The organism is Streptomyces sp. NPDC058221 (assembly GCF_042882365.1).
GTDB lineage: Bacteria > Actinomycetota > Actinomycetes > Streptomycetales > Streptomycetaceae > Streptomyces.
Window position 1 is genome coordinate 1 of sequence record NZ_JBHVWF010000130.1, and the last position, 22,395, is coordinate 22,395.

Here is a 22,395-nt window from a genome sequence, read left to right on the forward strand (position 1 = left end):
GCGCTGGGGCGGCACGGGTACGGCCGTCTGCGCAGGCAGTTGCTCCGGCGCGTGTGGCGGCGCCGGGCGCACATTCGGCGGGTATGTCACTTGACCTCCCCCTCGGTCACTGACGGTGGCCCGCCCCCCGGCCGATCGGGGGACTGGTACCCGGCCAGAAGTATGGCCGCAGGGACCGACATTCACACAAGGAACGCCTGGATCCTGCACCGGTCCATGAACGCAATCAACTGCAGTCAACAGCATTCGATCAAGGTCGACGTCATCGATCAAGACGATCGACGGCGCAATCCCCCGAAGCGGACCGATCTCCCCAACCATGAACACGTCCGGGGAAGGTGATCGGTTCCCTTACGGAAGGGGCGCCCCGCAGCACGAAGGCCACGGGACGCCCCTGATACCCACTGATGTCACACGATGTCAGGTGTACTGGGCCCGCAGCCTGTCGTGCACCTCGGTCGCCGCACCCGTGTGGTCCAGGCCCAGCAGCCCCGCGCCCAGCACCGGGGACTCCTTCACCACCCGGACCACCGCCTTCGGGGCCTTCACCGCGAGGAGTCCGGCGATCCGGTCGTCCAGCTGCGGATGCCGGGCCGCCAGCACGCTGCCGCCCAGCACCACCGGCGCGTGCTCGTCGAGCAGACCGAGCCGGGACAGTGCGACCGATGCCATGGCCACGACCTCCTGGGCCAGCCGGTCCACGAGCCCGTGCGCCACCGCGTCGCCGGCCGCGCCCACCGCGAAGAGCACCGGCGTCAGCTCGTGCCGCCGTTCGTACTCGATCCGGCCCAGATGCAGCGCCTCTATCAGCGCGTACATCGAGCCGAGCCCGAAGTGACCCGGCAGCGCACGGGCCAGTTCGGTCGGCTCACCGCGGCCGTCCTCGGCGCGCGCGGCGTACCACAGAGCCTCCTCGGCCAGACCCGAACCACCGCCCCAGTCACCGGAGATCCGGCCGATGGCCGGGAAGCGGGCGGTCCGACCGTCCGGCAGCATGCCGACACAGTTGATCCCCGCGCCGCACACCACGGCCACCCCGCGCGGCTCGTCGACCCCGGCCCGCAGGATCGCGAAGGTGTCGTTGCGCACCTCCACCGTGCGGCCCCAGCCGCGGGCGCCCAGGGCCTCGGTCAGCTGCTCCTCCTCGACCGGCAGATCGGCGTTGGCGAGACAGGCCGACACATGCGCGACCGCCTCGACGCCCGCCCCGGCCGAGGCCAGGACCCGCTCCACGGTCGCGCCCAGAACGTCCACGGCCGTGCCGATTCCGACCACAGGCGGCTGGAAGCCACCGCCGCGGGCCGTGGACAGCAGGCTGCCGTCCGCACCGATGAGTGCCACATCGGTCTTGCTGTTCCCCGCATCGATCGCGAGGACGGAACCCTTCACGCCCACGGGAAGTGCTCCCGGTTGTGGGCGATCAGCTTGTCGGTGAGCGCCTGCGCGTACTCGAACTGGCCGACCAGCGGGTGCGCGAGCAGGGCCTTGAACACCCGGTCGCGGCCACCGCGCAGCGCGGCCTCCAGCGCCAGGTCCTCGTACGCCGTCACATTGCCGATCAGCCCGGCGTAGAGCGGGTCGAGCTGCGGCACGGCGAGCGGCGTCGCGCCGCTCCTGCCGACCTTCGCCTGCACCTCGATCACCGCGTCGTCCGGCAGGAAGGGCAGCGTCCCGTTGTTGTACGTGTTGACCACCTGGTGCGTGGAGCCGCCGCCGCCCAGCAGCGAGGCCGCCAGGTCGACGGCCGCCTCCGAGTAGAAGGCGCCGCCGCGCTTGGCGAGCAGCGCGGGCTTCTCGTCCAGCGCCGGGTCGCCGTACATGGCGAGCAGTTCCTTCTCCATCGCGGCGACCTCGGACGCCCGCGAGGGCTTGGTGCCGAGCTCCCGCACGACCTGGTCGTGCGCGTAGAAGTAGCGCAGGTAGTACGAGGGGACGACACCGAGGCGGTCCACGACCGCCCGCGGCATGTGCAGGTCGTCCGCGATCGCGTCGCCGTGCTCGGCGATCAGCCGCGGCAGTACGTTCTCACCCTCCGGGCCGCCCAGGCGCACCCCGAGCTCCCACGTCAGGTGGTTCAGACCGACGTGGTCCAGGTGCACCTCACCCGGGGTCACGTCGAGCAGCCGGGCGAACTTGCGCTGGAAGCCGATCGCCACGTTGCACAGGCCGACCGCCTTGTGACCGGCCTGGAGCAGCGCCCGGGTCACGATGCCGACGGGGTTGGTGAAGTCGATGATCCAGGCGTCCGGGTTGGTGCGCCGGACCCGTTCCGCGATGTCCAGGACGACGGGGACGGTGCGCATGGCCTTGGCGAGGCCGCCGGCGCCGGTGGTCTCCTGGCCGATGCAGCCGCACTCCAGCGGCCATGTCTCGTCCTTGTTGCGGGCGGCCTGGCCGCCCACCCGGAGCTGGAGCAGGACCGCGTCGGCGTCGGCCACGCCCGCGTCGATGTCCGTGGTGGTGACGATCTTTCCCGGGTGGTCCTGCTTGGCGAAGATCCGCCTCGCCAGGCCCCCGACGAGTTCGAGCCGGTCGGCCGCCGGGTCGACGAGCACCAGCTCCTCGACCGGCAGGGTGTCCCGCAACCGTGCGAAACCGTCGATCAGTTCGGGTGTGTAGGTGGACCCGCCACCAACTACTGCGAGCTTCATGGTTCTCAGCCCTTTACTCCGGTGAGGGTGACGCCTTCTACGAAGGCCTTCTGTGCGAAGAAGAACACGATGATGACCGGCGCCATGACGAGCAGGGTCGCGGCCATGGTCATGTTCCAGTTGACCGCGTGGGCGCTCTTGAAGGACTCCAGGCCGTAGCTCAGGGTCCAGGCGCCGGGGTTCTGCGCGGCGTAGATCTGCGGGCCGAAGTAGTCGTTCCAGCAGTAGAAGAACTGGAAGAGCGCCACGGCGGCTATGCCCGGCTTGGCCATCGGCACGACGATCTTGAGCAGGGTGCGCAGCTCACCGCAGCCGTCGACCTTCGCCGACTCGATGTACTCCTGCGGAATGGTGAGCAGGAACTGCCGCAGCAGGAAGATCGAGTACGCGTCGCCGAACGCCATCGGGATGATCAGTGGCCACAGCGAGCCCGAGAGGTGGAACTGCTGGGCCCACACCAGGTACATCGGGATGATGATGACCTGCGGCGGCAGCATCATCGTGGAGATGACGAGGATCATTGCGGTACGCCGGCCACGGAAACGGAACTTGGCCAGCGCGTAGGCGACGGGTACCGACGAGCACACCGTGAACACGGTGCCCAGCACCGCGTACATCAGCGAGTTGCGCCACCAGTCGAGGAATCCCGGGGTGTGGAAGACGGCCGAGTAGTTGGACCAGTGCCAGGAATTCGGCCACAGATCACCGCTCATCGCCTGCCCGTCGCTCATCACCGAGGTGAGGAAGACGAAGACGAACGGCAGGACGAAGAACAGGGCGAGCGCGAGGGCCAGGGAGTGGACGGCGATCCAGTTCAGGATGCGCTTGCGACGGTGTCTGGCCGCGTCACGTCCGCTTTCACGGCTCGGCACAACGGCCCCCGGCCGGGTCGTCAGGGTGGTGGTGGTCATCTCAGTCCTCCGCCGGAATGAGGCCGACGCTCTTGCGCATCAGCAGAAGGGTGACGGCCATGGCGATGGCGAAGAGCACGAGTGAGAGCACGCACGCGGCACCGGTGTTGAAGTTCTGGAAGCCCATCGAGTAGACGAGCTGAGGCACCGTCAGGGTGGAGTGGTCCGGGTACCCGGGCTGGATCACCGTGCCCGGGCCGATCGAGACTCCGGAGGCGAGCTTCCCCGCGACGAGGGCCTGTGTGTAGTACTGCATCGTCTGCACGACGCCGGTGACGACGGCGAACAGCACGATCGGGGTGATGGCGGGCCACGTGACGTAGCGGAACTTCGCAAAGGCGCCCGCGCCGTCCAGGTCGGCGGCCTCGTACTGCTCCTTCGGCACGTCCAGCAGTGAGGCCATGAAGATGACCATCAGGTCGCCGATGCCCCACAGGGAGAGCAGCACCAGCGAGGGCTTGGACCAGTTGGGGTCGTTGAACCAGCTGGGGCCGCTCACCCCGATCCACGAGAGCATCTCGTTGACCGGTCCGGTGGACGGGTTGAGCAGGAAGACGAAGGAGACGGTGGCCGCGACCGGCGGTGCCAGGTACGGGATGTAGAAGGCCGTACGGAACAGCCCGACGCCCGACTTGATCTTCGTGATCAGCATGCCGATGCCGAGACCGAACACCACCCGCAGCGCGACCATCACGACGACCAGCCACAGTGTGTTCCACAGGGCCGGGCCGAACAGCGGCATCTGCTCCAGCACGTACTTCCAGTTCCGCAGCCCGACGAAGGTGGGGGCCTTGATCTGGTTGTAGTGCATGAACGAGAAGTAGACGGTCGCGATCAGCGGGTAGCCGAAGAAGACCGAGAAGCCGACCAGCCAGGGCGAGAGGAACCCCAGGGTGCGCAGCCGCTCACGGTTCTTCTTGCGGCGCAGCGGGGAGTTCCGGGGGGCCGGTTGGGCCCCCCGCTCGGCGGATTTCGCCGAGGTGGAGAGGGAAAGTGCCATGACTCGGCTCCTCAGTTTTCCGACTGGACGTTGTCGGCGTCGATCTGGTCGTCGAGTTTCTCCAGCGCGCTGTGCAGGTCCTTGGTCCTGCCCGCCTCGACCGACTGCGAGAAGTCGCCGAACGAATTGATGTACTGACCGCCGTTGTTCGAGGGCGGGACGGCCTGGCTGTGCGGGTTCTGCGCGATCTTGATGAAGGCGCGGAAGGCCGGATCGGCGTCCAGGTCGGGCGACTTGAGGGCGTCGAAGGTGGACGGCACGTTGTGGATCGCGTTGGCGAAGTGGACGACCGGCTCCGTGTCGACCGTCAGGTACTTCACCAGCTCCCACGCCGCGTTCTGGTGCCGGCTGCTGTGCGCGATGCCGGCGACGGTCCCGGTCAGATAGCCGCGCCCGTAGGTGTCGGCCTGGTCGTCGGGGACCGGCAGCGGGGCCACGCCCCAGTCGAACTTCGCCTTGGCCTCCTTGAGCATCAGCCCACGCCACTCACCGTCCAGATGCATGGCGAGCTTCCCGGTGAGGAAGCCGTTCTGGGACGACATCTCGTCACCGAAGGTGGCCCGGAGCCGCTCCATGGCGTTGTAGCCGCCCTGCGCGTCGGAGAGAGTGCGCATGGTGCTGAAGAACTGCTCCGTCCTGGGCTCGTCGGCGAGCCTGGCCTTGCCCTTGTCGTCGAAGTACCGCGGGCCCCACTGCGCGAACATCCGGTCGGGGGCGTTCTGGTAGAGCTGGAAGTCCGGCATGAAGCCGGCGCGTTCGAGCGAGCCGTTCTTGTTCTTCCGCGTCAGCTTGACCGCGTCGGCCTTCATCTCGGACATGGTGTGCGGGGGCCGGGCGATCCCGGCCTCCTTGAAGGCGTCCTTGTTGTAGTACATGCCGAACGCGTCGGCGAGGAGCGGTGTCGCGCACTGGACGCCCTCGTACTGGGTGTAGTCCAGCAGCGTCTTCGGGAAGACCTTCGTCTTGTCGATCCCGCTCTTCTTCATGAAGGGGTCGAGGTCCGCCCACATGCCGGAGGAGCAGTACTGGCCGACGTTGTTGGTGGTGAACGACGTGACGACATCGGGGGCGTCGCCGCCACCCGCGCGCAGCGCCTGGTTGATCGTCTCGTCGCTCACGTTGCCGGTGGAGACGACGTGGATGTTCGGGTGGAGCTTCTCGAAGCGGGCGATGTTCTCGTTGATCGCCTTGACCTCGCCGGGCGCCGACCAGCCGTGCCAGAACTTCAGCGTGACGGGCTTCGTGGGGTCGTCGGTGTTACTGCCGGTGCTCGGGTTGGCGCAGCCGGCCAGCAGCAGTGCGGCTGCGCCGAGCGCCACGGGCACACGGGTACGTATGTGCCATCGCGCCATGTCGGACTTCCTTTACGGGGGAGGGAAGGGGGGTGCACACCGGCGGGGAAGCGGGGCCGTGCGGGCATGGGGGTGCCGTGCGGCTTGCCGGGCCGGAGTCGTGGCAGGGGCGGATCGTGGCTCAGGCGGTGTCGAAGGTGGCGTCGCGTGCCTGGGCGAGGGCGGTGCGCAGCGCGCCGGTCAGGATCGGATCGCCGTCGATGTCGCTGATGCGCAGCAGCGGCCTCGGCAGCGCCAGGCCGGTCAGCTCCGCCTCGACCCGTTCGCGGAGCGCTTCTCCGCCGGCCTGGGCCACGACGCCGGAGAGGACGACCAGTTCGGGGTCGACGACGGCCACCATGGCGGCGAGGCCGGTGGCCAGCCTGCGGGCGACCTCGTCGAGTACGGATGCGTCGGCCAGGGCCTCGGCCGTCGGTCTGCCGCCCGCCAGGTCCTGCACGGCGGGGGAGGAGACCAGGCTCTGGAAACCGCCGCCCGCGTCCGGCCTCGCCCAGTCGGCCGCGCTGCCGCGGGCGAGCGGGGCGCCGGGCAGCGGCATGTAGCCGATCTCGCCGGCGCCACCGGTGGCACCGCGCAGCAGGGTTCCGCCCAGCACGATGGCGGCGCCGACGCCTTCGTCGAGCCAGGCGAGCACGAAGTCGTCGTGGTCCTGCGCGGCGCCCTCGTACTGTTCGGCGATGGCGGCGAGGTTCACGTCGTTCTCGATGGTGACCGGCCTGCCGACCACCTCGGCGAGGTCGGCGAGCAGGGTGCGCGAGTGCCAGCCCGGCAGGTGCGGGGCGTACCGCAGCTGTCCGGTGTGCCGGTCGATCGCGCCCGGCGTGCCGATCACCACGCTCTGCAGATCGTCATGGCCGAGCCCGGTCGAGCCGAGGGCGCCGTCCACGGCCTCGGCGACGAGCTGGGCGGTGCGGTGGCGTACGTCCTCCTCGACCGCGTCGGCCTCCACGCGGCACGAGCCGACCACGGCGCCGGTGATGTCGGCGACCACGGCGTCGATGCCGGTGGGCCCGACGGAGAGTGCCGCGACATGGGCGGCAGCCGGGTTGATCTCGTACAGCACGGCGTTCGGGCCGGGGCGTCCGCCCTGGCTGCCCGTCGAACGGACCAGCCCCGCTGCTTCCAGCCGGGTCAGCAGCTGGGAGGCGGTGGGCTTGGAGAGCCCGGTCAGCTCGCCGATCCGGGTCCGGGTGAGAGGGCCCTGGGTGACCAGCAGGTCGAGGGCGGCCCGGTCGTTCATGGCCCGTAGGACGCGGGGGGTCCCCGGTGTGGCTCCGGCCATGATCACTGCACCTGCCCTCTGTTAGGAAAGTTTCCTATTCGGTGCGAGGACCGTAGGACGCACGTCACCGGGGCGTCAATGGGCTGTGCCGCTGTGGCAACCAAAGCGTTATCTGGGCGGAGGCCGGTCGCGCGGGAGGCGGAGCGGCCCCCATGGACGTCGCTGTGGACGCCTTGGGTGAGGTGCATTCCCAACAGGTCGGCAGGCGAACCGAGTTGGCCGGGATCCATCGCTCACCGGCCGGCGGGAACGGGTGAGGGGCACCCCGCGAGCCCGCGGAGTGCCCCTCACCCGTTCCCGGCCTACGGGCCGGGCGTTATTTGGAGATGCTCGGCGGCGGGACTATCGGCGTCGCCGCCAGGGACTGCGGCGAGGTCGCCGAGGCGTAGGCCGAGGGAGCCGCCACGGAGGCCGTCGGGTCGGCGGAGGGCTCGTCGGGCTGGGCCGGGACGCCGCCGATCATGCGGATGCCCGCCTCGTCGAAGGCGCGCTTGATGCGCCAGCGCAGCTCGCGCTCCACGCCCAGGGCCTTGCCCGGCATCGTCTTCGCCGTCACCCGGACCGTCATCGAGTCCAGCAGCACCGTGTCCAGGCCCAGGATCTCCACCGGACCCCACAGGCGCTCGGTCCACGGATCCTCCTTGGCCATCTGCTGGGCGGCCTCGGTGATGACCGTACCGACCTGGTCGAGGTCCTCCGTGGGGCGCAGCTGCACGTCGATGCCCGCCGTGGACCAGCCCTGGCTGAGGTTGCCGATCCGCTTCACCTCACCGTTGCGGACGTACCAGATCGCGCCGTTCTCCCCGCGCAGCTTGGTGACCCGCAGGCCGACCTCGATGACCTCACCGGAGGCGACGCCCGCGTCGATGCTGTCGCCGACGCCGTACTGGTCCTCCAGGATCATGAAGACGCCGGAGAGGAAGTCGGTGACCAGATTGCGGGCGCCGAAGCCGAGCGCCACCCCGGCGACCCCGGCTGAGGCCAGCAGCGGGGCCAGATTGATCTGGAACGCGCCCAGGATCATCAGGGCGGCGGTACCGAGGATCAGGAACGAGGCCACCGAACGGAGTACCGAACCGATCGCCTCCGAGCGCTGGCGGCGGCGTTCCGCGTTGACGAGCAGGCCGCCGAGAGCAGTGCCCTCCACGGCCTGTGCGCTGCGGTTCATGCGCTCGATGAGCTTGGTCAGGGCACGGCGGACCGCTATGCGCAACACGATCGCGATCGCCGCGATGAGCACGATCCGCAGACCGGTGTTCAGCCAGGTGGACCAGTTCTGCTCCACCCAGCCCGCGGCGTTGCCTGCCTGCTTCGCGGCTTCGTCCAGCGAGCCGCCGGGCTCGGGGGACTGGCCTGCTGCCAACAGGGCGGACAGGGACACGGTGGGACCTCCAGTTGGGCGAGCGCTGACCAACCACACTAACGGGGCATCGGGCATGCTCCGTTGCCGTGATCGGGGGGAGAGACGCGTCTCACCCGGGGATATGGGACAGGTAAGGAACCCAGCCGGCGGCGGTGCGTGTGGCCGATCGCACATCGGGCGCGGCCGGCGGGCGCGGGGCCCCTGAACCGCCTGTTCCGGTGCGCTCCCGGCGTGACGACGGCGCGGGCGGAGGAAAATCCTTCCGGCCCGTTACCCGGACGTGGTGGCGCTTCGACCAGGCCTGAGGAGAGACTGAGATCGGATCGTCCCGGCGCGAGCCACGCGCCGCCGGCGTACAAGGAGGCATCAACCGTGCCGCATGTCCTGGTTCTCAATGCGTCGTACGAGCCGCTCGGCGTCGTACCGCTCCGCCGCGCGCTCGTCCTCGTCCTCGAGAACAAGGCCATCTGCCTCGAGGAGTCCGGCGCCTTCATGCACAGCGCCACCCGTGCCGTCCCGGCACCCAGCGTCGTGCGCCTGAAACGGTTCGTGCGCGTCCCCTACCGGGGGCCCGTCCCGCTGACCCGCCGGGCGCTCTTCGCCAGGGACGGTGGGCGCTGCATGTACTGCGGCGCCGCCGCGACCAGCGTCGATCATGTCATTCCGCGCAGCCGCGGCGGACAGCACGCCTGGGAGAACGTGGTGGCAGCCTGCCGCCGCTGCAATCACGTCAAGGCCGACCGCCATCTGCCCGAGCTCGGCTGGCGGCTGCACCAGCAGCCCGCCCCGCCGACCGGGCTCGCCTGGCGGATCATCGGCACGGGACACCGCGACCCGCGCTGGCTGCCCTATTTGCAACCGTTCGGAGCGGACGACGCGATGGCCCGGATCGATGGCATTTCCGCCTGACGGTCCGGGCCCGTGCCGTCCCTGGGGCCGGCGCCGCGCTACTTGTCCTGCCCGGCCACGGCGTACGCCCGGACGGACCAGAGCGAGTAGCCGTACTCGGTGGCCCGCCCGTCGCCCTGAACCCTGATGAACCGGGTGTCCTTCGCGTCCATCCGGACCGACTCGTGTCCGCCCCTGCCGTTGCGGACGGTGGCTGCCGTGCGCCAGGTGCGGCCGTCGGCGGAGACCTGTACGCGGTAGCGGGAGGCGTAGGCGTCCTGCCAGTCCAGCTCCACCTTCCCGAGCCGGACCGGAGCGGGCAGCTCCGCCTGCCACCAGGCGCCGTCCTCGGCCGGTGAGGACCAGCGGGTCTCCGGATCGCCGTCGGACGCGGCGGCCGCCGGGAAGTCCCCGGTCTCGTCGCCCGAAGAGGACGCGGTGGCGGCGGGCAGCAGATCGGGGCCCGCGGTGCGCGGGAAGGCCCGGACGGTCAGGGTGGCCTCCTCGGCGCCGAAGGAGAACGGCACCTCGTACGTGCCCACCGGGGTGTCCGCCGGGACGGTGATCTCCACCGGCACCTCGGTACGGGAGCCGCGCTGGACGGTCGTCCGCTCGGGCACGCGCACCTTGATGCCCTTGGGGGCCTTCGCGGTGAGCGCGCCCCGCACCTCGGCCGGCCGGCCGGGCGAGAGCCGTGCCTCGACCCGCTGCGGCTCGCCGCCGATCTCGGCGTCCGTCTCCCCGCGTTCCAGATCGAGCCGGGCGGCGGGCTCGTCGCCGAACCACGGCACGAGCGAGCGCACCCGGGGCGCCGCCCCGGCGGACGGGGCCGCGCCGGCCAGTGGAGGGATGATCAGGGGCGGTGCACCGGTGACCGAGGGGGTGGCGGTCGGCCAGCTGATCCGCACGGCGTCGGCTCGCAGGTCCTTTCCCCGTGCCTGGGTCCAGCCGCTCGCCGAGACGTTGGCGAGGCTGTGCCAGCCCTCACCCGGCACATGGGCCTGGACCGTCGCCTGCGCCGCAGCGCCGCCGTCGCCCGGCAGGGTCATCGCGGTGACGGCCGCCAGCGGACGGGCCCGGCCCAGCCGCACCGTGTAGCTGCCCCGGGTCTCGGTCACCGTGCCGCTGTCGCGGTCCGTCCCGGTCCAGGCGTCGGCCTCCTTGCGCGCCCGGTCCAGGAACGGGCCGAGCACCCCCTTGCCGACCGTCGCACCGCTCGGCTGCACGGCCTTGCTCACCGGCTCCAGGGCCAGCGACGCCTGCCAGGCGGCCGCGCCGTCACCGCGCGCCTGGGCCTGGAGGAGATCGACGGCCAGCTCGCCCGCCCTGCCGTACCGGGACAACTGCTCGGTCCACGGCCGCACTTCGTCGTCGAGCCGGCCGCCGACCAGCCCGGTCAGCCGCTGCGGGGTCTCGCGCATCACCGTGAACGCGGCCCGCAGCCGGCGCGCGGCCTTGTCGCGGGCCGACGCGTCGGTATCCGCACGGGACTTCCAGAAGGCGGCGAGCAGCGGTCGCAGATACGCCGATTCGTCGCCGCCCAGCACCGAGGCCGCGCTGTTCCCCGCCAGTGCGCGCAGCGCGTCCCGGCCGGCGGTGTCGCCGTCCGCGAGATCGTCGATGGCCGCCTGCCAGGACTCCTGAGGCCGGTACCCCTTCGGGTTCCAGGCGAAGTCGGCCGCGGTGAACAGCGGGATCCGGGAGGCGGACGGCTGCTCCATCGCGTTGGCCAGCAACGCCGCCGAGCCGATGGCGACCGCCGGGTCGCGGCCGGTGTACGGGCCGAGGAAGATCCGGTCCTGCGCGTAGTCGTTGACCGGGTAGTTGTCCATCGTGACCAGCGGATGGCGGAACGTGGCACGAGCACCGGCCAGTTCACCGCCGGTGATGGTCCTCGGTACGACTCCGACGCCGGTCCAGGCGATCTGCACCCGGTCGTCGAGTGCCTCGGCGAGCGCGGTGCGGTATGCGGTCGCCCCGTCCTGGTAGAACTCCGTCGGCATCATCGACAGCGGCTGCGACCCCGGGTGGCGGTCCGCGAGGTGCCGTGCCACCTCGCTCACGACCCGGGCCTGCGCCCTGGCCGCCGCCTGCGGGCCGTTGCCGAAGGTGTCGGCGTCGGCCGAGCAGTGCCACTCGCTGTAGCTGACGTCCTGGAACTGCACCTGGAAGACCCGCACCCCCAGGGCCCACATCGCGTCGATCTTCTTCGTCAGGGCCTTCAGATCGCGGTCCGACGACAGGCACATCGACTGTCCGGGCGCCACGGCCCAGCCCAGCGTCACATGCTCGGCGGCGGCCCGTTCGGCCAGCGCGCGGAAGTCGGCCCGCCGCGCGGCGGGGTACGGATCGCGCCAGCGGGCCACCCGGTAGGGGTCGTCGCCCGCCGCGTACAGATACCTGTTCTGCTTCGTGCGCCCCAGGAAGCCGATCTGGGAGAGGCGTTCCTCCTGCGTCCAGGGCTGTCCGTAGAAGCCCTCGGTCATCCCGCGCACGGCGGCCGACGGCCAGTCCCGGACGGTGACCCCGGCGACCTCGCCGCCCCGGATCAGCTGGCGCAGCGTCTGCACCCCGTGGAACAGCCCGTCGTCGCCGAGGCCGTCGACAGCGACGGTGTCCCGGCCCGCGACGCGGCCGGCCGCGATCCGGTAGCCGCCGGCGGGCAGATCGGCGCGGCCGGGGGCGCGCAGCGTGCGCAGCGCGCCCACCGCTCCGTCGCCGCCGAGCCGGATGACGGGGCCGCTGCCCGGCAGGGCCTCGTGGACGGTCCGCACACCCGCGTCGCGCAGGATCCCGCGGAGCGCGGTGACCGCGTACGGGTCGGCCTGCGCGTCGGTGAGGAGCGTGACCTCGTCGGTGAGGGGGACCGCGGATCCGGACGCCTTGATGCTCTGCGGCCGGGGCCACACGGTGGGTGGCGCGGCGTCGTCCGTGCGGTCGGGGCTGCCGGCGGCGGGCTTACCGGGCACCGGAGGGGCGGCGAGGGCAGCCGGTGCTCCGGTGGAGAGCAGCCCGCCGAGCACGGCCACGGCGACGACCGCCGCACGCTTCCTGCGCCTGAGCTGCATGCCGTTCTCCCCTTGTTCCCACCGGTGGGCCCCGAGCCCACCACCCCGCGCGCGAGGGTGTCAACGTGGGTGGCCATTGTGGCGCAAATGCCCGAAGTGGTGGCTGGGGTGAGTGCCCCCGGACTGTCGTCGCCGCACGCGAAAGATGGCGCCGAATGGCCGAAAACGACGGACGTCTTACGGATAACCGGCCTCCCGGGAACGGATTGTGACCCAGAGCACGTTGAACTCGTTGTCATAACGCCTACGTCTGCGGACGCGTCCGCTGGGTAGGTCTGCTGTGTCCTGCTCTCGACGGCCAGGAGGCCACCATGCCCGCTGCAGCGCAGCTCCTGCTCTCCGCCCTGACTAAACAGGTGCCGGGACCCGCCCCGATGATCAGCGCATGCCCGGCCACCGTGCCCGCCCCCGCCCACGGCCCGCTCACCAGCGAAGCGCCGCTCGCGGACGCCATACCCCTGACCAGCGAGCCCCCGCTCGCCGACGCCACGCCCCTGACGAGCGAACCCCCGCTCGCCGTCCTCGCCCCGCTGACCAGCGAGCCGGCTTCCTCCGGCAGCGCTTGGGGCATGGAGTCCCCAGGAGTCTGAATGGGCTTGTCCCGGCTCGCCGCACTGCACGGCGTCGCCACCTCCTACTCCCCGTCCGCCGACGCGACGGTGCCCGTACCCGACGGCACGGTCGTCGCGGTGCTCGCCGCGCTCGGTGTCGACGCCGCCACACCCGAGGCGGTACGGGAGGCGCTCGCCGCCGCCGACTCCGCGGCCGGCGCACGGCTGCTCCCGCCCACGCTGGTGGTGTGGACCGGGGAGCCGCTGCCCCGCGCCCTGGCCGTGCTGCCACCCGGCACGGAGCTGACGGTCCGGCCGGAGGAGGCCGCTTCGGCCCCGCCCGCCCGGATGCGGACCCCCGCCGGGGACACGGATCCGGCCGATTCCGGCGCGCCCGGCCCGGTGGCCGGTGTGCCCGCGCCCGGCTGGTGGACCGAACCGCCGCTCGGTGTGCACCGGCTGACCGTCCGGGCGCCGGGAGAGCCGGCCGAGTCCTGCACGCTCGTCGTCGCCCCGGCCCGCGTCCCGCAGCCGCCCGCCCGCAGCCACGGCTTCCTCGTCCAGCTCTACTCGCTGCTCTCCGCGCGCTCCTGGGGCATGGGCGACCTCGGTGACCTCGCCGATCTCGCCTCCTGGTCCGGACGGTGCCTCGGCGCCGGCTTCGTCCAGATCAACCCGCTGCACGCCGCGGTCCTGGGCAGCCCCACCGACCCCTCGCCCTACCGCCCGTCCTCGCGGCGCTTCCCCGACCCCGTGCATCTGCGCATCGAGTCGGTCCCGGAGTACGGGCTCGTGGCCGACCACGCCGTCCTGGACGATCTGCGCCGCCGCGCCGGAGAGCTGACGGACGCCGTCCTCAACAAGGGCGCCCTGATCGACCGTGACGCCGTCTGGGAGCTCAAGCGGCGGGCCCTCGCCCATCTCGCCGAAGTGCCCCTCACGCCCGGCCGCCGCGCCGCGTACTGCGACTTCCTCGCCGAACAGGGACAGGCCCTGGAGGACCACGCCCTGTGGTGTGCCCTCGCCGAGGTGCACGGCTCCGACTGGCACACCTGGCCGGCCGGCCTGCGCGACCCCCGCTCGAAGGAGACCGCCCGCGCCCGGGCCCGACTGCTCGACCGGGTCGACTTCCACTGCCGGCTCGCCTGGCTGACCGACAGCCAGCTCGCCGACGCCCAGCGCGCCGCCCGGGACGCCGGGATGTCCGTCGGGATCGTCCACGACCTCGCCGTCGGCGTGCACCCGGCGGGCGCCGACACCTGGGCCCAGCAGGACGCCTTCGCGCACGGCATGTCCGTCGGCGCGCCCCCGGACGCGTTCAACGCACGCGGTCAGGACTGGGGGCTGCCGCCCTGGCGCCCCGACGCGCTGGCGGCGTCCGGCTACGCCCCGTACCGCGGTCTGCTGCGCGGGATCCTCCGCCGGGCCGGCGCCCTGCGCATCGACCATGTGATGGGCCTCTTCCGGCTCTGGTGGGTGCCCGAGGGGAGGCCGCCCACCGAGGGCACCTACGTCAGCCACGACGCCGAGGCGATGCTCGCCGTCCTCGTCCTGGAGGCCCACCTGGCGGGCGCCGTCGTCATGGGGGAGGACCTCGGCACCGTGGAGCCCGGCGTCCGTGAGGCGCTCGCCCGCCGCGGCGTCCTCGGCACCTCCGTGCTCTGGTTCGAACGGGACTGGTCGGGCACCGGCCGCCCGCTGGCCCCCGAGGAGTGGCGCGAGGACTGTCTGGCCACCGCCACCACCCACGATCTGCCCTCCACCGCGGCCCGGCTGACCGGCGACCATGTGACGCTGCGCCACCGCCTGGGCCTGCTCACCCGCCCGCTGGAGCAGGAGCGGACCGAGGACGGCGCCGACACCGCGGAGTGGCTCGGGCTGTTCTCCCGGCTCGGCATGCTCCCGGAGGGCGGCGGTGACGAGGAGGCGGCCGTCCGGGCCGTCCACCGCTTCCTGCTGAGCACCCCCGCCCGGATGACCGGGGTCTGGCTGCCCGACACGATCGGCGACCGCCGCCCGCAGAACCTGCCGGGCACCTGGGACGAGTACCCCAACTGGCGGCTGCCCGTCGCCGACGCGGAGGGCCGTCCGGTCACCCTGGAGGAACTGGCCGCCTCGCCCCGGCTGCACCGCCTGATGGAGGTTCTCAGACCTCGTCAGGAGCCCGGGAGGACCCGTACGGCACCCCCGGGCGCGCGCCCCTCGTAGCCGTTCGCTACGTTTGCTCCGTGGACAAGAAGAACGCTATGCGCGCCGGCGCCGTCGCAGCCGGAACGACGCTGATGATGCTGCTCATGTCGTCCCCCGCGCTCGCGCTCACCCGCGACGACGGCGACGACCCGGGTCAAGGCCTGAGCGTGATCGACACGATCGGCCTGTTCGTCGTGGCACCCCTCGTGCTGTTCGGGGTCATCGCCGGGCTGGTCATGGTCCTCGACAAGTCCAAGAAGCAGGCCTGACCGCCGGCTGCGCGGCCCGCAGGGCCACGTAGTAGCTCCACCGGTTCCGCCCCAGGGCGTCTCGATGTGCGCAAGCACGCGGAGGCGCCCTGTTCGCGTTGCCCGGGAGGCTCGCCCATCGACCAATCATTAAGCTGAGCTTCAAAAACCTCTCTGAAGTATTCGATAGACCTGAATGCTCTCTCGGTGTGACGGTGGGTCCGTAACCGAAGCACCCCCGCGCGGGGGAGAGGGCAGGCGATTTCATGGCGGTACTGGACCGCACTGTGCTGGACCGCATCCGCGGCAGTGGGCCGGCCGGCCCGAAAGGGGCGCGGCGGACCGCGGGGACGGGTCTCCTGCTCGCCCTCCTCGCGACGGTCGTCTGGTCCGGAAGCTTTGTCACCTCCCGCGCCCTGCACGACTCCGTCCCGCCCGTCCAGGCCGCCTTCTGGCGCTGGATCGTCGCCGTCGCGGCGGTCGCGCCCTTCGCTGTCCGCGAGACCTGGCGCCAACGCGCCCTGATCCGCAGGCACTCGGGCTTCGTCACCCTCGCCGCCCTGCTCGGGGTCACCGTCTACAACACCCTGGTCAACCAGGCGGGCATGAGCACATCGGCCGGCCAGATGGGCATGATCATGGCCGCGTCGCCGGTGGTGATGGCGGTGTACGAACGCCTCGACGGCCGACGGCTCGGCAGGCGCCGCATCGCCGGAATGGCCGTCGCCTGCGCCGGAGTTCTGCTGCTGGTGGGCAACGGCTCCCCGGCGCTCCGCTTCGCCCCCGGTGATCTGTGGATGTTCGCCGCGATGCTCAGCTTCGCCTCGTACAGCGCGCTGCTGCGCCGCCGCCCTGCGGAGATCGGCCAACTGGCCTTCCTGCTCACCACTTTCGTCCTGGGCGCCCTGATGCTCGCCCCCGCCTTCGCGGTCAGCGTCGTCGTCCAGGGCGGGTTCGAGCCGACGGCCGGCACCGTCGGACCGCTTCTGTACGTCGGTGTCCTCTCCTCCGCCGTCGCGTTCTTCGCCTGGAACAGGGCGGTCGCCCTGATCGGCGCGGCGCGGACCGGGATCGTGTACTACCTGCAGCCCGTCTGCGTGGCCGGGCTCTCCTTCGTCCTCCTGGACGAGACGACGGGGCCGGTGCAGATCCTCTGCCTGGTGCTCATCATCGGCGGAGTGGCACTGGGGGCGGGCCGGGCCCGCGGCGGCGGCTAATGTGCGGACATGACCGAGTGGGACATCAAGAAGCTCCGGATCCTGCGGGTGCTGAGTGAGCGCGGGACCGTCACGGCGACGGCCGAGGCACTGCTGATGACCCCCTCCGCGGTGTCCCAGCAGCTGTCGAACCTGGGCAGACAGCTCGGTGTGCCGCTGCTGGAGGCGCAGGGCAGGCGGGTGCGGCTGACCGATGCCGCGCACCTGGTGCTCCGGCACGCCGAAGCGGTCTTCGCCCAGCTGGAACGCGCCGAGGCCGAGCTGACCGGATATCTGCGCGGTGAGGCGGGGGAGGTGCGGGTCGGGGCGTTCTCGACCGCCGTGCCCGCCCTCGTCGTCCCGGCGGTCCAGCTGCTGCGCGCCGACGGCCGGCCGGGCCCCGATGTGCGGGTGCGGGAGGCGGAGGCCGGTGAGGCCTACGAACTCCTCGCGGCCGGTGACGTCGACCTCGCGCTCTCGCTCGCCGCGCACGCGCCGACGGCACGTGACACCCGGTTCGCCCTGCTGCCGCTGCTCGCCGACCCGCTCGACGTCGCCCTGCCCGTGGGGCACCGGCTCGCCGGCGACCCCGGGCTGCAGCTGGCGGACCTCGCCGCCGAGCCCTGGATCTTCGGCGGCTCCGGCCCGTGGTCGGAGATCACCACCGCCGCCTGCGAAGCCGCTGGATTCGTCCCCGAACAGGCCCACAGCGCCTCCGGATGGACCGCGATCCTGGCCATGGTGGAGGCCGGTATGGGGGTCGCACTGATCCCCAGGATGGCGTCGGCGGAACGCCGCAAGGGCGTGGTCCTGCGGGTTCTCGGCGCCGATCTGCCCCGGCGCCATGTGGTGGCGGCCGTGCGACAGGGGGCCGAGGGCGGTCCCGCGGTGGCCCGGGTGCTGGCCGCGCTCAAGCAGGTCAGCGCGGCGCGCGGGAATTCATTCAGCTCAGCTGAATGAAGTGTGCGAAAACTTTCGATGGACCTGATGGGTGGGTCGGTACGACAGTGGACGCATGACCTTCGACGCGAGCGAGACCCCCGCCCTGGACAACGACCCCCATGCCAATGACGCGGCCCCGTACGGCGGCGGTGACCCGTACGCCGACTACCGCACCACCGACCTCCCCTTCACCGAACTGGTCGACCTCGCGGACCGGCGTCTCGGCGCCGGTGTCATCGCTGCCAACGACGAGTTCTTCGCCCAGCGCGAGAACCTCCTGGTCCGGGAGCGCGCGGTCTTCGACCCCGAGCACTTCGGCCACAAGGGCAAGATCATGGACGGCTGGGAGACCCGCCGCCGCCGCGGCGCGGACGCCGCCCACCCCTTCCCGGCCCCCGACGAGCACGACTGGGCGCTGATCAGGCTGGGCGCCCCCGGCATCATCCGCGGCATCGTCGTGGACACCGCCCACTTCCGCGGCAACTACCCGCAGCGCGTCTCCGTCCAGGCGGCATCCGTCCCCGGCTCGCCCGGCCCCGAGGAACTCCTCGCCGACGACATCAAGTGGGACGAGATCATCCCGCCGACCCCCGTACGCGGCCACGCCGCCAACGGCTTCGAGATCACCGGCGGCCGCCGCTACACCCATCTGCGCCTCTGCCAGCACCCCGACGGCGGCATTGCCCGCCTCCGCGTGCACGGCGAGGTGCTGCCCGACCCGTCCTGGCTCGCGACGCTCGGCACGTTCGACCTGATCTCGGTCCTGAACGGCGGCAGTTACGAGGACGCGTCCGACCGTTTCTACTCCTCGCCCACCCAGATCATCCTGCCCGGCACCTCCCGCAAGATGGACGACGGCTGGGAGAACCGCCGCCGCCGGGTCCGCGACACCAACGACTGGGTGCGCTTCCGGCTGCCCGCCGAGGGCGCCGTCCGCGCGGTCGAGATCGACACCGCCTACCTCAAGGGGAACGCGGCCGGCTGGATCGCCCTCCAGGGCCGCAACGGCGAGACGGGCGAGTGGTTCGAGATCATCCCCCGCACCCGGCTCCAGCCCGACACCCTGCACCGCTTCCCGCTCCGCGCCCAGGCCGTGGTCACCCACGTGCGGCTGGACGCCTTCCCCGACGGCGGGGTGGCCCGGATGCGCCTGCACGGCTCGCTGACCGAGTCCGGCAGGGCCGCACTGGCCGCCCGCTACGAGGAGTCCGGTGCCTGAGGGCTGCCCGTAAAAGGCTCCCGCCCGGCGGACGGCTGCGCTACAGCGCCTGCCCGCCGGGCGGTTTCCAATGGTGCCGTGAGGGCTAAGCGGTCGCCGCCGCCGCGTCCGCCGCACGGGCCCTCAGCGCCCGTTCCACACCCGAACGGGACTCCGAGACCAGCCGGCGCAGCGCCGCACTCGGCTCGGCCGAGGCCAGCCAGGCGTCCGTGGCGTCCAGGGTCTCCTGCGAGACCTGGAGCGCCGGGTACAGACCGATGGCGACCTGCTGGGCCATCTCATGGCTGCGCGAGTCCCAGACGTCCTTCACCGCGGTGAAGAACCTCTCCGTGTACGGCGCCAGCAGCTCGTGCTGGTCGGTCTGCACGAACCCGCCGATGACCGCCTCCTGGAGGGAGTTCGGCAGCTTGTCGGACTCGACGACCGAGGCCCACGCCTCCGCCTTCGCCTCCTCGGAGGGCCGGGCCGCACGCGCCGACGCCGCGTGACGCTCGCCCGCCGCCGTCCGGTCGCGCTCGTACTCGGCGGCGATCTCGTCCTCGTCCAGCAGTCCCGTCGCGGCCAGCCGCTGGACGAAGGCCCAGCGCAGCTCGGTGTCGACGGCCAGGCCCTCGACCGCCTCGGTGCCGTCGAGCAGCGACTGGAGCAGGTCGAGCTGCTGCGGGTTGCGGGCCGTGGCCGCGAAGGCACGCGCCCAGGCCAGCTGGTGGTCGCTGCCGGGCTCCGCCGCGCGCAGGTGCGCGAGCGTCGCCTCGGTCCACTGCGTCAGCCCCGCCTCGCGCCACTGAGGCGCCGAGTACAGGTCAAGCGCCATCTTCACCTGGCGGTGCAGCGACTGGACGACGCCGATGTCCGACTCCTTGCCGACCCCGGACAGCACGAGCGACAGGTAGTCCCGCGTGGCCAGCTCGCCGTCCCGCGTCATGTCCCAGGCGGAGGCCCAGCACAGGGCGCGCGGCAGCGACTCCGTGAAGTCGCCCAGGTGCTCGGTGACGACCCGCAGCGACTCCTCGTCGAGCCGGACCTTCGCGTACGAGAGGTCGTCGTCGTTGAGCAGTACGACGGCCGGGCGCCTGGTGTCGGCCGGGAACGGCACGGCGGTGCGCTCGCCGTCGACATCCAGCTCGATCCGGTCGGTACGGACCAGCTTCCCGGACTCGTCGAGGTCGTAGCAGCCGATGGCGATGCGGTGCGGCCGCAGCGTCGGCTCGCCCTTCGCCCCTGCGGGCAGCGCGGGCGCCTCCTGGAGCACGGCGAACGAGGTGACGTTGCCGTCGGCGTCCGTCTCGATCTCCGGGCGCAGGATGTTGATGCCGGCCGTCTCCAGCCACGCCTTCGACCAGGTCTTCAGATCGCGGCCCGAGGTCTTCTCCAGCGCGCCCAGCAGGTCGGAGAGCTGGGTGTTGCCGAAGGCGTGCGCCTTGAAGTAGGCCTGGACACCCTTGAAGAACTCGTCCATGCCGACGTACGCCACCAGCTGCTTCAGGACCGAGGCGCCCTTGGCGTACGTGATGCCGTCGAAGTTGACCAGGACGTCGTCCAGGTCACGGATGTCGGCCATGATCGGGTGCGTCGAGGGCAGCTGGTCCTGCCGGTACGCCCAGGTCTTCATGGAGTTGGCGAACGTGGTCCAGGAGTGCGGCCACTGAGAACCCTCGGCGTACGCCAGGCAGGCGATCGAGGTGTAGGTGGCGAACGACTCGTTCAGCCACAGGTCGTTCCACCACTCCATGGTGACGAGGTCGCCGAACCACATGTGGGCCAGCTCGTGCAGGACCGTCTCGGCCCGCGTCTCGTACGCCGCGTCCGTCACCTTGGAGCGGAACACGTACTGGTCGCGGATGGTGACCGCGCCCGCGTTCTCCATCGCACCCGCGTTGAACTCCGGGACGAACAGCTGGTCGTACTTGGCGAAGGGGTACGCGTAGTCGAACTTCTCCTGGAACCAGTCGAAGCCCAGCCGCGTCACGTCGAAGATCGCGTCCGCGTCGAGGTACTCCGCGAGCGAGGGACGGCAGTAGATGCCGAGCGGGACGCTCTGCCCGTCCTTCTCGTAACTGCTGTGCACCGAGTGGTACGGGCCGACGATCAGGGCGGTGATGTACGACGAGATGCGCGGCGTCGGCTCGAAGGACCAGACGTCGTCCCTGGGCTCCGGCGTAGGAGAGTTGGACACCACGGTCCAGCCGGACGGGGCCTTCACGGTGAACCGGAAGCTCGCCTTCAGGTCGGGCTGCTCGAAGCTCGCGAAGACGCGGCGGGCATCCGGCACCTCGAACTGGGTGTAGAGGTAGGCCTGCTGGTCGACCGGGTCGACGAACCGGTGCAGTCCCTCACCCGTGTTGGTGTACGAGCAGTCGGCGACGACCTTCAGCTCGTTGGACCCCGCCACCAGGTGCGGCAGCGTGATCCGCGAGTCGCGGAAGACGGCCGCGACGTCCAGGGCCCTGCCGTTCAGCTCGACCTCGTGCACGGCCGGGGCGACCAGGTCGATGAAGGTCTCCGCACCGGCCTCGGCGGAGTCGAAGCGCACGGTGGTGACGGACCGGTAGGTCCCGCCGTCCTGCGCTCCGGAGAGGTCGAGATCGATCTCGTACGCGTCCACGGTCAGCAGGCGCGCCCGCTCCTGTGCCTCTTCGCGGGTCAGATTCGTGCCAGGCACGCGGTCATCTCCTTGATATGCGATGTTTCGGCCATCCTTCCACGTCACCCGCGTCCAGGGCGATGTCCGTTTTCCGCCGGACCGTGCAGGTGGGGCCCGCCATGCTCGTCGCATGACCAGTTACGAGGCACGCGCGATCGAACCTGACGCGCTCAAGGAACTCCGGGAGAGCGACGACGCGGGGCGCCCCTGCGTCCCGTACACCGCCATGGACACGGGCAGCCCGCTGCGCTGCTGCCTGCGGGGCAGCGAGGTGGGGGAGAGGATCGCCCTCGTCTCCTACGCACCGCTGCGCCGCTGGGCGGCCGCGACCTGGGCGAAGCCGGGGGCGTACGACGAGCAGGGCCCGGTCTTCATCCACGCCGATGAGTGCGAGGGGCCGGACGCCGGCCGGTCCGGCTACCCCTTCTCGCGGGCGGGGGCGCTGCGCACGGTCCGGCGCTACAACGCGGACGGTCACATCGTGGGCGGCCGGCTGATGGAGATCCCGGTGGACGAGGAGCGGGGCTACGACGAGGCCTTCGCGGAGGCGTTCGCCGATTCGGAGGTGGCGTTGGTGCACGTCAGGGCGGTGGAGTACGGCTGCCTGCACTTCGAGGTCCGGCGCCCCTGAGCGCTCCCGGGGCCCTGCCCCGGACCCCGCTCCTCAATCGCCGGAGGGGCTTGATTTTGCCCCGCCGGGCGGGGAAACCAAGCCCCGCCGGGCGGGGAAACCAAGCCCCGCCGGGCGGGGAAACCAAGCCCGTCCGGGCGGGGAAACCAAGCCCGTCCGGCGATTGAGGACAAGCGGGGGCCCGGGGGCTCGCCCCCGGTTTCGGGAAGGGGCGGGTAGGGGACAGCCCCGCGCAGCGGCACAGCACCCGCACCCGCAC

17 protein-coding genes are annotated in these 22,395 nt (G+C 71.5%); 8 read left to right on the forward strand and 9 right to left on the reverse strand.

Annotated features, from left to right (window positions below; translation table 11 throughout):
- Nucleotides 1-420 precede the first annotated feature (420 nt).
- The 7 genes from ACFVW8_RS30645 to ACFVW8_RS30675 all read right to left on the reverse strand — a co-directional run bounded on the left by ACFVW8_RS30645 (nucleotide 421) and on the right by ACFVW8_RS30675 (nucleotide 8,577).
- On the reverse strand, nucleotides 421-1,395 hold the full coding sequence (locus ACFVW8_RS30645) for an N-acetylglucosamine kinase (RefSeq protein ID WP_389695703.1): 975 nt from the start codon (nucleotides 1,393-1,395) through the stop codon (nucleotides 421-423).
- Nucleotides 1,386-2,651: a 6-phospho-beta-glucosidase gene (locus tag ACFVW8_RS30650; RefSeq protein ID WP_389695705.1), complete on the reverse strand. Its 1,266-nt coding sequence runs from the start codon at nucleotides 2,649-2,651 to the stop codon at nucleotides 1,386-1,388. Before ACFVW8_RS30650 ends, ACFVW8_RS30645 begins: the two co-directional genes overlap by 10 nt.
- A gap of 5 nt (nucleotides 2,652-2,656) precedes the next feature.
- Entirely contained in the window at nucleotides 2,657-3,562 is a 906-nt protein-coding gene (locus ACFVW8_RS30655) for a carbohydrate ABC transporter permease (protein WP_389695707.1), read from the reverse strand.
- 1 nt (nucleotide 3,563) lies between these two features.
- On the reverse strand, nucleotides 3,564-4,562 hold the full coding sequence (locus ACFVW8_RS30660; protein WP_389695709.1) for a carbohydrate ABC transporter permease: 999 nt from the start codon (nucleotides 4,560-4,562) through the stop codon (nucleotides 3,564-3,566).
- An 11-nt stretch (nucleotides 4,563-4,573) separates the two neighbouring features.
- A complete protein-coding gene (locus ACFVW8_RS30665) occupies nucleotides 4,574-5,914 on the reverse strand; it encodes an ABC transporter substrate-binding protein (RefSeq protein ID WP_389695711.1) in 1,341 nt (446 codons plus the stop codon).
- Between the two features lie 121 nt (nucleotides 5,915-6,035).
- Nucleotides 6,036-7,196, reverse strand: a complete 1,161-nt coding sequence (locus tag ACFVW8_RS30670; RefSeq protein ID WP_389695713.1) for an ROK family transcriptional regulator — start codon at nucleotides 7,194-7,196, stop codon at nucleotides 6,036-6,038.
- 316 nt (nucleotides 7,197-7,512) lie between these two features.
- On the reverse strand, nucleotides 7,513-8,577 hold the full coding sequence (locus ACFVW8_RS30675; protein WP_389695715.1) for a mechanosensitive ion channel family protein: 1,065 nt from the start codon (nucleotides 8,575-8,577) through the stop codon (nucleotides 7,513-7,515).
- Nucleotides 8,578-8,931: 354 nt separating this feature from the next.
- On the opposite strand from ACFVW8_RS30675, the gene ACFVW8_RS30680 reads away from it, so the two are divergent.
- Nucleotides 8,932-9,468, forward strand: coding sequence for an HNH endonuclease (locus ACFVW8_RS30680; protein ID WP_250969730.1), 537 nt, complete (start codon nucleotides 8,932-8,934; stop codon nucleotides 9,466-9,468).
- 38 nt (nucleotides 9,469-9,506) lie between these two features.
- Here ACFVW8_RS30680 and ACFVW8_RS30685 read toward each other — a convergent pair whose 3' ends face one another.
- The gene (locus tag ACFVW8_RS30685) at nucleotides 9,507-12,515 is read right to left on the reverse strand and encodes a beta-N-acetylglucosaminidase domain-containing protein (protein ID WP_389695717.1); all 3,009 of its coding nucleotides are present in this window, start codon (nucleotides 12,513-12,515) and stop codon (nucleotides 9,507-9,509) included.
- Nucleotides 12,516-12,826: 311 nt separating this feature from the next.
- Here ACFVW8_RS30685 and ACFVW8_RS30690 point away from each other — a divergent pair, with 311 nt between their 5' ends.
- From ACFVW8_RS30690 to alc, 6 genes are all read left to right on the forward strand, one after another.
- Nucleotides 12,827-13,105 (forward strand): hypothetical protein, encoded by a 279-nt coding sequence (locus tag ACFVW8_RS30690; RefSeq protein WP_389695719.1) that lies wholly within the window; start codon nucleotides 12,827-12,829, stop codon nucleotides 13,103-13,105.
- Nucleotides 13,106-15,274 (forward strand): 4-alpha-glucanotransferase, encoded by a 2,169-nt coding sequence (malQ, locus tag ACFVW8_RS30695; protein WP_389695721.1) that lies wholly within the window; start codon nucleotides 13,106-13,108, stop codon nucleotides 15,272-15,274.
- A gap of 20 nt (nucleotides 15,275-15,294) precedes the next feature.
- Entirely contained in the window at nucleotides 15,295-15,525 is a 231-nt protein-coding gene (locus tag ACFVW8_RS30700; RefSeq protein ID WP_389695723.1) for a hypothetical protein, read from the forward strand.
- A 245-nt stretch (nucleotides 15,526-15,770) separates the two neighbouring features.
- On the forward strand, nucleotides 15,771-16,721 hold the full coding sequence (locus ACFVW8_RS30705) for a DMT family transporter (protein ID WP_389695725.1): 951 nt from the start codon (nucleotides 15,771-15,773) through the stop codon (nucleotides 16,719-16,721).
- 9 nt (nucleotides 16,722-16,730) lie between these two features.
- Nucleotides 16,731-17,660: a LysR substrate-binding domain-containing protein gene (locus ACFVW8_RS30710; RefSeq protein WP_389695726.1), complete on the forward strand. Its 930-nt coding sequence runs from the start codon at nucleotides 16,731-16,733 to the stop codon at nucleotides 17,658-17,660.
- Nucleotides 17,661-17,715: 55 nt separating this feature from the next.
- Nucleotides 17,716-18,861, forward strand: a complete 1,146-nt coding sequence (gene alc, locus ACFVW8_RS30715; protein WP_389695728.1) for an allantoicase — start codon at nucleotides 17,716-17,718, stop codon at nucleotides 18,859-18,861.
- An 85-nt stretch (nucleotides 18,862-18,946) separates the two neighbouring features.
- On the opposite strand, the gene pepN is transcribed toward alc, so the two are convergent.
- Nucleotides 18,947-21,523, reverse strand: coding sequence for an aminopeptidase N (pepN, locus tag ACFVW8_RS30720; RefSeq protein ID WP_389695730.1), 2,577 nt, complete (start codon nucleotides 21,521-21,523; stop codon nucleotides 18,947-18,949).
- 112 nt (nucleotides 21,524-21,635) lie between these two features.
- On the opposite strand from pepN, the gene ACFVW8_RS30725 reads away from it, so the two are divergent.
- Complete coding sequence (locus ACFVW8_RS30725) at nucleotides 21,636-22,136, forward strand: DUF1203 domain-containing protein (RefSeq protein WP_389695732.1); 501 nt, start codon at nucleotides 21,636-21,638, stop codon at nucleotides 22,134-22,136.
- The last annotated feature ends 259 nt before the right edge of the window (nucleotides 22,137-22,395 follow it).